This is a genomic window from Nonomuraea sp. NPDC051941, assembly GCF_044593615.1.
The window spans coordinates 198,370-210,202 of the sequence record NZ_JBIUCF010000010.1 but is presented as its reverse complement, the minus strand read 5'-3'; the positions used below and the strand labels follow the sequence as shown (position 1 = coordinate 210,202).

At 72.4% G+C, this 11,833-nt stretch carries 13 protein-coding genes and 1 pseudogene; 9 read left to right on the top strand and 5 right to left on the bottom strand.

All coding sequences use genetic code 11. From position 1 onward, the window contains the following. Positions 1-98 precede the first annotated feature (98 nt). The 5 genes and pseudogenes from ACIHFD_RS19340 (at position 99) to ACIHFD_RS19320 (ending at position 4,320) form a co-directional block, all read left to right on the top strand. Entirely contained in the window at positions 99-629 is a 531-nt protein-coding gene (locus tag ACIHFD_RS19340; RefSeq protein WP_397368087.1) for a GNAT family N-acetyltransferase, read from the top strand. Positions 630-753: 124 nt separating this feature from the next. Next, entirely contained in the window at positions 754-1,740 is a 987-nt protein-coding gene (locus ACIHFD_RS19335) for an NAD-dependent epimerase/dehydratase family protein (protein WP_397368086.1), read from the top strand. A gap of 119 nt (positions 1,741-1,859) precedes the next feature. Then, positions 1,860-3,272 (top strand): MFS transporter, encoded by a 1,413-nt coding sequence (locus ACIHFD_RS19330; protein WP_397368085.1) that lies wholly within the window; start codon positions 1,860-1,862, stop codon positions 3,270-3,272. 193 nt (positions 3,273-3,465) lie between these two features. Beyond that, positions 3,466-3,579 (top strand): annotated as a pseudogene (locus ACIHFD_RS19325) (MerR family transcriptional regulator); the annotation flags it as partial. 48 nt (positions 3,580-3,627) lie between these two features. Next, positions 3,628-4,320 (top strand): MerR family transcriptional regulator, encoded by a 693-nt coding sequence (locus ACIHFD_RS19320; protein WP_397368084.1) that lies wholly within the window; start codon positions 3,628-3,630, stop codon positions 4,318-4,320. 70 nt (positions 4,321-4,390) lie between these two features. On the opposite strand, the gene ACIHFD_RS19315 is transcribed toward ACIHFD_RS19320, so the two are convergent. Both ACIHFD_RS19315 and ACIHFD_RS19310 read right to left on the bottom strand, forming a co-directional pair. Continuing rightward, positions 4,391-5,257, bottom strand: a complete 867-nt coding sequence (locus tag ACIHFD_RS19315) for a TIGR03620 family F420-dependent LLM class oxidoreductase (protein ID WP_397368083.1) — start codon at positions 5,255-5,257, stop codon at positions 4,391-4,393. Continuing rightward, positions 5,254-6,156, bottom strand: coding sequence for an NmrA/HSCARG family protein (locus ACIHFD_RS19310; protein WP_397368082.1), 903 nt, complete (start codon positions 6,154-6,156; stop codon positions 5,254-5,256). The genes ACIHFD_RS19315 and ACIHFD_RS19310 overlap by 4 nt, the downstream gene beginning before the upstream one ends. 111 nt (positions 6,157-6,267) lie before the next feature. Between ACIHFD_RS19310 and ACIHFD_RS19305 the strand changes: the two genes are divergently transcribed. Continuing rightward, entirely contained in the window at positions 6,268-6,867 is a 600-nt protein-coding gene (locus ACIHFD_RS19305; protein ID WP_397368081.1) for a TetR/AcrR family transcriptional regulator, read from the top strand. A gap of 114 nt (positions 6,868-6,981) precedes the next feature. Here ACIHFD_RS19305 and ACIHFD_RS19300 read toward each other — a convergent pair whose 3' ends face one another. Next, positions 6,982-7,437, bottom strand: coding sequence for a hypothetical protein (locus ACIHFD_RS19300; RefSeq protein WP_397368080.1), 456 nt, complete (start codon positions 7,435-7,437; stop codon positions 6,982-6,984). Positions 7,438-7,490: 53 nt separating this feature from the next. On the opposite strand from ACIHFD_RS19300, the gene ACIHFD_RS19295 reads away from it, so the two are divergent. The 3 genes from ACIHFD_RS19295 (at position 7,491) to ACIHFD_RS19285 (ending at position 9,642) form a co-directional block, all read left to right on the top strand. Beyond that, on the top strand, positions 7,491-8,144 hold the full coding sequence (locus tag ACIHFD_RS19295) for a hypothetical protein (protein WP_397368079.1): 654 nt from the start codon (positions 7,491-7,493) through the stop codon (positions 8,142-8,144). Between the two features lie 170 nt (positions 8,145-8,314). Further along, positions 8,315-8,863 (top strand): YciI family protein, encoded by a 549-nt coding sequence (locus ACIHFD_RS19290; RefSeq protein WP_397368078.1) that lies wholly within the window; start codon positions 8,315-8,317, stop codon positions 8,861-8,863. A 29-nt stretch (positions 8,864-8,892) separates the two neighbouring features. Beyond that, positions 8,893-9,642, top strand: a complete 750-nt coding sequence (locus ACIHFD_RS19285) for a hypothetical protein (protein ID WP_397368077.1) — start codon at positions 8,893-8,895, stop codon at positions 9,640-9,642. Between the two features lie 20 nt (positions 9,643-9,662). Here ACIHFD_RS19285 and ACIHFD_RS19280 read toward each other — a convergent pair whose 3' ends face one another. Together ACIHFD_RS19280 and ACIHFD_RS19275 are read right to left on the bottom strand one after the other, a co-directional pair. After that, entirely contained in the window at positions 9,663-10,052 is a 390-nt protein-coding gene (locus ACIHFD_RS19280) for a cupin (protein ID WP_397368076.1), read from the bottom strand. A 38-nt stretch (positions 10,053-10,090) separates the two neighbouring features. Continuing rightward, positions 10,091-11,533 (bottom strand): MFS transporter, encoded by a 1,443-nt coding sequence (locus tag ACIHFD_RS19275; protein WP_397368075.1) that lies wholly within the window; start codon positions 11,531-11,533, stop codon positions 10,091-10,093. Positions 11,534-11,833: the final 300 nt, after the last annotated feature.

The following is an 11,833-nucleotide window of genomic DNA, read 5'->3' as shown; positions in this document are numbered from 1 at the left end:
CGCGGCGCGAGCATGCCTCGCGGCCCGCCTGCGCCGCCGACTACGCCTGCACCGGCTACGTCCTGCGTACCGCCACCACCAGCCCCACGACCACTCCCATGACGAGAGACGAGAACACCATGTCGCACACCTGGATCACCCGCGCCGAGACCCCGCAGGACATCCCCGCCATCCGCACGGTCGCCCTCGGCGCCTTCCCCACGCCGCTGGAGGCCGACCTCATCGAGGCGCTGCGCGTCGATGAGGCCTGGTCGCCCGAGCTGTCCATCGTCGCCCAGGCCCCCGACGGCACCGTGGCCGGGTACGCGCTGCTCACCCGCTGCCACGTCGACGCCGCTCCGGCCCTGGCGCTGGGCCCGTGCGCGGTCCTGCCGGAGTACCAGAAGACCGGCGCCGGCTCGGCCGCCATCCGCGCCGGTCTCCAGGCCGCACGCGACCAGGGCGAGAACCTCGTCCTCGTGCTCGGCCACCCCGAGTACTACCCGCGCTTCGGCTTCACCCCGGCCTCGGCGTACGGGATCCGCCCCTCCTTCGAAGTGCCCGACGAGGCGATGATGGCCCTCGTCTTCGACGACACCATCGCGGTGCCCAGCGGCACCATCGTCTACCCCGCGCCCTTCGGCGTCTGACGCTCAACGGGCCTGCCCGGGACGAACGGCGTCCCGGGCAGGCTCCGCTCCGCTCTCGGCGAATCCGGTGCGCTGTCAGTGAACCCGGCTGGGTGCTCGGCGTTCGCGGTGATTGGGTGTCGGGATGGAGATCTTGGTATTGGGAGGGACGGCCTGGCTGGGCCGGGAGCTGTCGCGGCAGGCGATCGAGCGCGGCCATCAGGTGACATGCCTGGCGCGCGGCGAGAGCGGCCAGGTGGCGGACGGAGCGAGGCTGGTGGCCGCCGACCGGCGTGATCATTCGGCGTACGAGCCGCTGCTCGACCGGGAATGGGACGCCGTCGTCGAGGTGTCATGGCAGCCGGGCTTCGTCCGCGAGGCCCTGCACGCGCTGGGCGACCGGGCCCGGCACTGGGCCTACGTCTCCTCCGTCAGCGCCTACGCCTCCCATGCAGCACCGGACGCCGACGAGTCCACGGCACTGCTCCCCGCGACCGATCGCGACGAGGTCGACCGCGACCTGTACGGCGAGGCGAAGGCCGCCTGCGAGCTGGCGTCCACGGCGGCCGTGGGCGAGCGCCTGCTCATCGCCCGCGCCGGCCTCATCGGCGGCCCGGGCGATCACAGCGGACGCACCGGCTACTGGGCGGCCCGTGCCGCCCGCGACCGGCAGGGGCCGATGCTGGTGCCCGACGCGCCGCACCTGCCGACCCAGGCGATCGACGCACGGGACCTGGCAGCCTGGCTGCTGGACGCCGGCGAGAAGGGCGTCGCCGGCACCTTCGACGCCGTTGGGCCGGTCGTTCCGTTCGGGGAGTGGATCGAGTTGTCCCGTGCCGCCGGCGGGCACACCGGCCCGGTGGTCACCGCCGAGTCGGCATGGCTGCTGGCCAACGGCGTGGCCGAGTGGATGGGGCCCGAGTCGCTGCCGATGTGGCTGGTCGAGCCGGGCTGGGAAGGGTTCGCGTCCCGGACCGGGGCCGCGGCGCATGCCGCGGGGCTGCGCCATCGGCCCCGGGCGGAGATGCTGGCCGACACGCTGGATTGGGAGCGCGAGCAGGGGCTGGAGCGCGGCCGGCGCGCCGGCCTCAGCGCCCAGCGCGAGCGCGAACTGCTCGAGGCCCTCGGCTGACGGCCCGCGCGGGCCGGGGTTCCACCGCGGGTTGAAGCTCTCCCGCATCCCGGCCCAGCACCGTCACCCGGCAGGCGGCGCAAACTCTCCGGGACCGGTTCAACGACAGCCTTGAAGCCATGAGTGCTGACGACTACGAACCGATATCCGGGCAAGCCCACGCCGAGGCAGGGCTGCCGGGTCCGATGATCGTGCTGGCCGGCGGGGTGCTCGTCGGTGCGATCAACATCTACCTCGCGGCGAGCCTGCTGCCGACCGCGGTGGCCGACCTCGGCGGCGCGGGCTTCTACGCCTGGAACATGACCATCTACCTCGTCGCCATGGTGATCGCGACGATACTCGCGGGCCGGTTCCTGTCCCGGTGGGGGAACGTCGGCGCGTACCTGCTGGGCTTCGCCGTCTTCACGGCGGGTTCGCTGGCCTGCGCGCTGAGCCCGGCGATGGCGGTGCTGCTGGCCTCGCGCGGCGTCCAGGGGTTCGGGGCGGGGCTGCTGTCGGGGCTGGGGTTCGCCGTCATCCGGTCGGCGCTGCCGCCCCGGCTCTGGACGCGCGGCACCGCGCTGATGTCGGCGATGTACGGTGTCGGCAACTTCGCCGGTCCGGCGCTCGGGGGCCTGTTCGCCCAGCTGGGCTCGTGGCGGCTGGCGTTCGCGGTGATGGCGGCGGTCTCGGCGGTGTGCGGCGCGCTCGTGCCCCGCGTGCTGCCGGGACGCGGACATGACCGGGGCCTGCGCCCGCCGGTCCCCGTCGTGTCCCTGCTGCTGGTCATGGCGGCCGCCGGGGCCGTGAGCGTGGCGGGGGTGCTGGCGGGCACGCTGGCGAAGGCGGCCGGCATCGGGGCGGCGGCGCTGCTGATGGCCGGGTTCGTCATCCATGAGCGGGGCAGTGAGCTGCGGGTCTTCCCGCAGGCGACGTACCGGAGCGGTTCGTCGTTGAAGTGGGTCTATCTGACGCTGGGGCTGCTGGCCTGCGGGGTCGCGGCCGAGTCGTTCCTGCCGCTGTTCGGTCAGCGGCTGGCCGGGCTGGCGCCGCTGGTGGCGGGGTTCTTCGCCGCGGCCATCTCGTTGGGCTGGTCGCTCGCCCAGATCGGCAGCGCGTCGGTGACGGGCGGGCGCGCGGTGCGCCGGCTGCGCGTGCTCGGCCCGGTGCTGCTGGCCGCGGGCCTGCTCGTCCAGGGGTTGTTGCAGCGTGAGGAGACGCCGCTGTGGCTGGTGGCGGTGTGGGTGCCGGTGCTGTTCGTGGCCGGGGCGGGCATCGGGCTGGCCTATCCGCACCTGTCGGTGGCCGCGATGTCCAGTACGCGGGATCCGGAGGAGGGCAGGCGGGCGGCCGCGGGGATCGCCACGGTGACGAGTCTGTCGATCGCGTTCGGCACGGCGGTGGCGGGCGTCCTGGTCAACCTGGGCGGCGCGTCGATGCTCGACTCGGCGCGGTACGTGTTGTTCGGGCTCGCGCTCCTGTGCGCACTCGGCGCCCTGACCGCACACGCGGCCAACCGGACGGCCCCCGCGCTCGCCGCCGATCGCGATTGACGCTGCCGTGGGTCGGGGTTAGTACCCGATGACAGCGGATGTCGTTCTTGGTCTGCGCCCCTTCAACGACTGCTCCACGGCGAGAATCTCCGACAAATCGCTTGAGGTTCCACCGGGTGGAAGGTGCAGATTCGAGTCATGAACGACGCGACGGGTCTTTACACGATCGGGCAGCTGGCCCCGGCGTACGGGGCTGCGGGCGCGCACGATCCGCTTCTGGTCCGATTGCGGTGTCGTCCCCCCGGTCCAGAGGTCGGGGGGCGGCTACCGGCTCTATGACGCGGAGGCGGTCGCGCGGCTGGACCTGGTCCGGACGCTTCGCGATCTCGGGCTCGGTCTTGACGCCGTCCAGCAGGTGCTGGAGCAGCGGGCCACGCTGAGCGACGTGGCGGACCTGCACGTCAAAGCGCTCGACGCCGAGATCCGCACCCTGAAGATACGCCGGTCCGTCCTGCGCGTGCTCGCCAACCGTGACAGCTCAACCGAGGAGATCGCTTTGATCAACGCACTGGCCCGACTGTCGGCACGGGAACGTCAGCAGATCATCGACGATTTCGTCGACCGCGCGTTCGCCGGCGTCGTCGACGAGGATGCCGCGCTGGTCGCGGGCTGGATGCGCGACCTGCCGCCGGACCTGCCCGAGGACCCCACCTCCGAACAGATCAACGCGTGGGTGGAACTGGCCGAACTGGTGGGCGACGACGGCTTCCGGCAGACGGTCCGAGGGATGGTTCTCAGCGGCGAGGACGACAACCGCCTGGAGTACGGCCTCAACCTCCGGCCCTTGGTCCTGGAGCATGCGGGCGCCGCCCTGTCGCGCGGCATCGCGCCGGAATCGGCCGGGGCGCGACCGATCCTGAAGCGGATCATCCCCGACGACCTTCCCGCCGAGGAGACCGCCGCTCTGATCATGTGGCTGGACATGGTCGCCGAGCCCCGAGTGGAGCGGTACTGGCACCTCCTGAGCATCCTCAAGGGCCAGAAACCGTCCCCACCGGCGGTACCGGCCTTCGCATGGGTGCTGGCCGCGCTGCGCGCCCACCGCTGATCCGCCCGGCACCTCCTTTCGCCGCATCCATAAGGGGACAGCGCCGACCGCTCCGGTGCCGGGACCCCGTTCACAGCAGCAGCGCGGCGAGATCTTCCCATTGACGCAGTGGCGGCCGGTCCGGTGTGGCCGTGAGCACGTGCAGGCTGACGTGATCCGCGCCGGCCTCGAGGTGCTCGCCGACGCGGCGGGCGACGTCCTCGGGGCCGCCGGTCGCCACCAGCGCGTCGACCAGCCGTTCGTCCAGCGACTCGGGGTCGTCGAAGCCCAGATCGCGCAGCGGCGTGAGCCGGTTGGGCAGGGCGGCGGCCGCATAGGCGCGGGCCAGCTCGGCCGCGCGGGGCCGAGACGGGTCGAGGACGGCGAGCTGGGTGACCGCGAGCAGCGCCCGCGGCCCGAGCAGGCCGCGGGCGTGGCGGGTGTGCGCGACCGGCATGCCCAGCGGGTGGGCGCCCGCGGCTCGTTCGGCGGCGAGCTTGAGCATCTTCGGTCCCAGCGCGGCCAGGACCCGGGGCCCCGCCGGGACCGGCGGGCCGAACGGAGCGGCGTCCATCGCGTCCAGGTAGGCGCGCATGGTCGCGACCGGCGGGCCGAAGCGATGGCCGCGCACATCGGTGACCAAGGCGGGGTGGCCGATGCCGAGGCCGAGCAGGAACCGCCCGGGGAACGCCTCGGCGAGGGTGCGCTGCGCGGCCGCGGTGGTGACGGCGTCGCGGGCGTAGATGCCGGCGGCGCCGGTGGCGACGACGGTCCGCCGGGTGAGCGACAGCAGCAGGGCCGCCTGCGCCATGGCCTCGCGGCCGGCCGTCTCGGGGAACCACAGCGCCGGGTATCCGAGGTCCTCGACGGCCGCGGCAGCTTCGCGCAGGACGGGGGCCGGGTGGCGGTCCAGTTCGCCTGCCCAGATGCCGACCTGTCCGAGTTCGGGTGCGGTCATCGGGCGCTCTGGGCGGTCAGGAAGCCGTCGATCGCGGCCGCGCCGGTGCGGGCCAGCCAGGTGCGCAGATCCATCAGCCCCGGGTGCAGCGCGCGGGCGAAGGAGACGTCGGCGCGCCAGCCGCGTTCGTTGAGCCAGGTGTAGGCGAAGGCGAACTCCTCGCCGGCCCGCGCGATCACCTCGATCGGGATCTGTACGTAGGGCAGCGGCCGGCCGACGGCCTCGGACATGGCCGCGGCGATCTCCAGCGGGGTCAGCTCGTCCCCGGCCAGGTCCACCGCGCGGCCGATCCACTCCTCCGGCCGGGCGAAGGCCAGGGCCGCGAAGGCGCCGACGTCGTCGACGGCCATGATCTGCTGCGGTACGGCCGGGTCGAACGCGGTGGTCACGGCGCCGTCGTGCAGGTGGTAGGCGCCGGTGTAGTTCTCCATGAACGAGACCGGACGCAGGAAGGTCGCGGGCAGGCCCAGCCGGGTGATGTGCTGTTCGATCCGCCACTTGCTCACCACGTTCTTCGGCAGCTTCTCGGTGTTGTGGCGGCCCGCGCCGGCGACGGAGGCGTAGACCAGGTGGCGGACGCCGGCGGCGTGGGCGGCGTCGGCGACGTTGCAGCCCCAGGTGACCTCGTGATCGGCGGTGAAGCCGGCCGGGGTGCCGGGGGAGCCGACTGTGGGCTGCACGCTGAACAGACCGTAGGCGCCCTCGGCCGCGGCGGTGAGGGAGGCGGGGTCGTCCATCTCGGCGCGTACGAGCCGGGCGCCCGCCTTCGCCAGCGCCCGGGCACCGGCGGCGTCCGGGTCGCGCGTCACCGCTCGTACGCGCCAGCCGTCGGCGAGCAGCCGGGCCGTCACGGCGCGGCCCTGCAGGCCGGTCGCCCCCATCACGACGATGGTCTTCACGATGCTGTCTCCAGAGGTCAGGGGCCATCCAGATAACCGGGGTGGCCCTCCGGTTCTGGGTGAGTACGATATGGAGGGCCACCCCGTTTTTGCAAGCCCGCTGGAGACCACATGCCGCACGACAGCCGTACGACGTCGCCCACGCGGCCGATGCGCGCGGACGCGCGCCGCAACTACGACCGCATCCTGGCCGCGGCCGCCGAGGCCATCGCCGAGCAGGGAGCCGAGGCGTCTCTGGAGGAGATCGCCCGGCGCGCCGGCGTCGGCTCGGCCACGCTGCACCGGCACTTCCCGGCCCGGCAGCAGTTGCTGGAGGCCGTCTTCCGGGACAAGGTCGAGGCCCTGTGCGCCACCGCGGCCGACCTGGCCGGCGACCCGGACGCGGGGCACGCGCTGGTGACCTGGCTGGGCGCCGTCGCCACGCACGTCGTCTCCAACCGCGGCCTGGCGGCCTCGCTGATGCGGGGCGCCCACGACGGAGACCCCGCCCTGGGCGCCACCTGCCACACGATGATCGTGAGCGCCGGCGATGACCTGCTGACCCGCGCCCGCCGCGCGAACGCCGTACGGGCCGACGTGGCCATCGTCGAGCTGCTCACCCTCGTCAACGCCATCTGCCTGGCCGTCGAACACGAACCCGACGGCGCGGCCCAGGCCCACCGGCTCCTCGACCTCGCCCTCACCGGAGTGGGCCCCACGGGGGAGAGGTGACGCCGGACGGCCGTCGCCACCTACGCCTCCTCACCCACAGGGGTCCCCGGCCACGTCGGCCCCGGCGAGACCGGGAACCGGCCCGCGCCCCCGTCGTATCGGTGAATGGAGGGTTCAGCGGGCCATCGTGCTGCCCACCAAGGCCACCGCGCCGTAGCCAAGGGTGCCACTGAGTGTGAGGATCGCGGCGATCTGCCCGAGCTCGCCGAGACCGAAGAACGGAGCCACGGGCACCAGCACCACGCACAAGGCCACAGCGGCAATCGGGCCGGCCATCGCCACGAGCCACCAGAGCGGCAGCCGGGTCAGCCAGGACAGGCCGGCGCCCAGCGGGAAGGAGACCAGCATGCTCAAGGTGAGGGCGGGGTTTCCAGGGTTGTCCTCGTCGCCCACGAACGCGCCGATGAAGACGGCGGACGCGACGAGACCCACCCCAAGACCGACCAGCGCCGCCCTGGCCACGATGCAGATGATCTTCTTCATCGGCTCAGTCAAGCACATGGCCCCGAAGACAATGACAAGGCCGAATTGGGCCGCAAAACCGTCTATGGTTCGTCGGGTCCTGAACATGCACCTCCTGCCGAAAGAGGCAAAAGCGAACGCGAAAGCAAGGAGGAAAGTAAGTGGAGGAGTCCGCGCTCCGGCAACTGCGGGCGCAGGCGTCCCGCGAGGACTACTCCTCGATGGCTCGTCTGGCGCACGCGCTGTACGAGCACGGCCTGTCCGTGCCGGAGGTCATGCGCGAGTGCTACGGGGTCGACCTGCCGTTGGAGTTCGTCGTGCTCGCCGAGGCCGACCTGTGGCGTCCCGGCCTCTTGGTCGTGTGCACCGATCAGCCGTGGCGGCTGGCCGTGCCACTGGCCCGGGGCGGCCCGGTGGCCGCCGCGGATCCGTCCGACGGGGTGGAGCGAAAGCTCCTCGCCCTCGACCCCGACCTCCTGCCCCTCGCCTACACGCTCGGCACGAAAAGCCCATCCTGGGAGAACAAGGAGGTGCTCTGCTACCGGCTGTCCGAGCTCGCCGCAGGCCGGCCGACGGTCTTCAGGCTGTGGGAGAAGACCACCCGCCGCGACAAGGTGAAGCGGCGGGGCGACTCCCTGCTGGCGGTGCTGGAGGAGCTCCATCTCGAAGAACTGCGCGAGACGGAGCGCGAGATGGACGACTGGGACCGTGGCGGTGAGGAGGAGCTCCTGCAGGCGGCGCGGGAACTGGTCGAGCGGGTCGAAGAACTGCGGCGCCAGGTCACAGCGCGTGAGGCGCTGCAGCCCGGCCAGTAAAGGCGCCGCCGTCACCGGGACGTCGTCCGACTCCACCAGGGTGAACAACGCTGACCGGTGCGAGCGGCAGTAGCGGCGGGTCGCCGTCAACGAGATGCCGGCGCCCGAACTCGGTAGCCGCGCCTGCCGGAATGGAGCCACCGGCGCGGTCCGTGGTAGGTACTCTCGGCATGGAATTCTTCTGTTATCACCGTGACCGGTCCGACACCGCGGCGCTGCGCGTCGAGCTGGTGGAAGAGCATTGGTCCTACATGGACCGGTACGCGGCGGAGATGATCGCCCGTGGCCCGACCTTCGGCCGCGGCAGCGAGCGGGCCACCGGCAGCGTGCACATCGTTGACCTGCCGGATCCGGCCACCGCGCGGGCGTTCGTGTTCGATGAGCCCAACTACCAGGCCGGTGTGTACCGGGATGTGATGTTGCGGCGATGGCGCAACGTGCTGGGCCGCACCATGTGGGATTTCCCCGGCGGCAAGGAGGGCGGCAACCGGTATCTGGTGCTGGGCCTCGGTTTCGGACAGGCGGCCGACCTCGTCCCGCCGGCCGGCCGGGACGAGCTGATCGCGTACGGGCCGCTGCTATCCGACGACGGCGCCACCTGGCTGGGTACGGCGCTGCTGGTCCGGGCGCCGGACCCGGACGTGGCCCGCGCCGTCCTGACCCAGGACCGCTATGCCGACATCGAGGTGCACGACTGGGAGTTCGGCGGGCGGCGGTGATGAGCACGTGACCGTTCTAGGGTGGCGTCATGCTCGTACTGGGGATCGAGGTGCCGGACGACCTGCTCCAGCGGTGGCTCGGGTGGTTCGCGCCGCCGGTGCAGCCCTTCGTCATCCCGTCCGATCTCGCCGGCTCCCTCGATCTCGAGGATGACCGGGACCGGCTCACGCCCGAGGTCAGGGACACCTTCTACCTCTACGGCCTGGGTTCGTCGGCGCTCGTGTGGCTGACCGAGGCCGGCGCGCGCCGGCTGCCGGCCTCGGTCAGGCGCAGCCAGCCCGCGCCGCACCGCTGGCCCGGCTCGATCGCCGGGCGTGAGGTCGAGACGGTCGTCGCGTACGTCGAGAAGGGGCGCCGCCCCAGCCGGCAAGGCGACGTCGCCCCCGCCACGTGGGACGCCATCGCCTGCGCGCTGCCCGGAGCGCGGCACCTCGCCGGAACCTTCCCCGCCCGGAGCGGCCCGAACTGCTTCGGCACGGTGATGGCGGCCTGCGGCGCCGAGGGCGCGGAGGAGAGGTGGATGCTCCGCGAGCCGTTCGAGGACTGGCTCGCGGAGCACACCGCGAAGGGAGGGCATGACGACGAGCCGGGCACTGTCCTGGTCTGGCGGGGTGCCGATGGAGCCGCGCAGCACGCCGCGGTCACCCTCGGGGACGGCTGGGCGCTTCACAAACCCTCGCAGGGCTGGATGAGCCCGACGAAGGTCCTCGCCTTGCAAGACCTGAAGCACAGCGCCCGAGCCAGCGGACAGCGCCTTCACCGACGCCACCTCCGGTGACTTCGCCACCCCGACCTGGCCTAGGCTTGGGTGCGCTTCTCCAGCCGGCTGCCCCGCGGCAGGGTGACGGCCATGATGTTGCTGGGGATGTCCAGCTCGATGCGGTGCCATCGGCCGCGCGGGACGATGGCGGCGGTCCCGGCTGTCAGCCTGATCTCTTCCTCCTGCTGGCCCGGCCGCTCCGGCCGCAGGTAGAGGCGGATCTTCCCGACGAGGCACGACACGACCTCCTCGGCCTCGGGATGGACCTCCCAGTGGTCGGCGTGGACGTCGGCGCCGGTCTTGGCGTGGAAGGCCGTCAGCTGCCAGCCGTCCTGGTCGGCGTCCATGGTCGCCTTCCCGGCGTGGATCTTGCCGTCTTGGCGCAGGTGAACGGAGGACGCGAAGAGATCGATCGGGTTCACAGACATGCCGAGACGCCCCTTTTCTGCGGTGGGTGGATCGCCGGTCAATCCCGGGCGGAGAGCGGAACGCGGTCATCGGCCTGCTCGGCCCGTTTGGGCGGGCTGGTCGGGCGCAGGACCGTGAGGGCGATGAGGACGGCGCCGAGCAGGAGGACGGCGCCGAGGCTCAGGCCGAGCGCGTAACCGTCGTTGAGGGTCTCGGGCGTGACGGCCCGGCCGGTGCGGTTGTGCGCGACGGTGCCGAGGGCGGCCAGCCCGAGTGAGGCGCCGATCTGGCGTGAGCTGTTGAGCAGGCCGGATGCGGTGCCGCTCTCGTGGGCCGCGACGCCGACGGTCGCGGTGGAGACGACCGGTCCGAGGCAGAGCCCGAAGCCGACACTGGCGACGATCGAGGGCCCCAGGACGTCGGTGACGAAGGCGCCGTCCGGGCTGATCAGGCCGAACCAGGCGAACCCGGCCGCCGTCAGCAGCCCGCCGATGACCAGAAGGGTACGTGGCGCGAGCCGGTAGCCGAGTTTGACGGCCAGTACGGATCCGGCGACCACGCCGAGCGCGAACGGCAGGAACTCGACCCCGGTCAGGGCCGGCCCCGTCCCGAGCACGCGTTGCAGGTACAGGGACGCGAAGTAGAAGGCCGCGGCCATGGCCGCCCCGACCAGGAGGTTGTAGGCGTTCGCGCCGACGACCGAACGGTTGGCGAACAGGCCGAGCCGGATCAGCGGTTCGCGGGCCGTGGTCCGCTCGACGAGGATGAACGCGGCCAGCAGCACGGCGGCGACCGCCAACGTCGCCACGGTGACCGGCGAACTCCACGCGTACCGGTCGGTGCGGACGATGCCGAACACCAGCAGCATCATGCCCGCCGTGGCCAGGACCGCGCCGAGCACATCCGGACGGGCGGCGCGCACCGCAGGCGGCCCCGCGGCCACGGCCCGCCAGGTCAGCGCCAGCGCGCAGGCGGCCATGGGCACGCTCACGAACATCACCCAGCGCCAGCCGGCATACTCGGTCAGCAGGCCGCCCATCAGGACGCCGAGCGCACCCCCGGCGGCGTTCGTCGCGCTCCAGATCCCGAAGGCGCGCACGCGTTCCTTGCCCGCGGGGAACGTCGTGGTCAGCAGCGCCAGCGCGGCCGGAGCCAGGGCGGCGGCCCCGATGCCCTGCGCGGCCCGGGCGGCGACCAGCTGACCGGGTTCCTGGGCGAAGCCGCCGGCGAGCGAGGCCAGGCCGAACAGGGCGAGCCCGAGCAGCAGGACCGGCTTGCGGCCGTAGCGGTCGGCGGCCTTGCCGCCCAGCAGGAGCAGCCCGCCGAAGGTGAGCGCATAGGCGTGGATCACCCAGGTCAGGCCCACCGCGCTGAATCCTAGTCCGGCGGCGATCTGCGGAAGCCCGACGTTCACGACCGACAGATCCAGCGACACCATGAACTGCACGACGGCCACCGCGGCGAGAGTGAGCCCCGGCCGGGCACCCGGCTCGGCGAGCACGCTTCGGCCTGCTGATCGTCTACTGGTCAACGCGGCTCAGTCCTTTGAGCCGGAGGGATCGTCACGGTTCGGACCCGGCTGTGCGGCGGCGATGCGGGTGGGGAGCCCGGTGGATGTATCGGCTGGGGTTGTCATGACCGTAATCGTCGTTCAACTGCTGCTCGGGGGCGTCCTGCAAGCGAAGTCATCTGCCGCTACCGCCCCGGGACCAGCGACCGACCGGACTACGCCGCCGGGAGTAGTCGCCGCTACAGCACCGCCGGGCGCACGCTGGACACAGCGCTTGCGTTTGCCCCACCC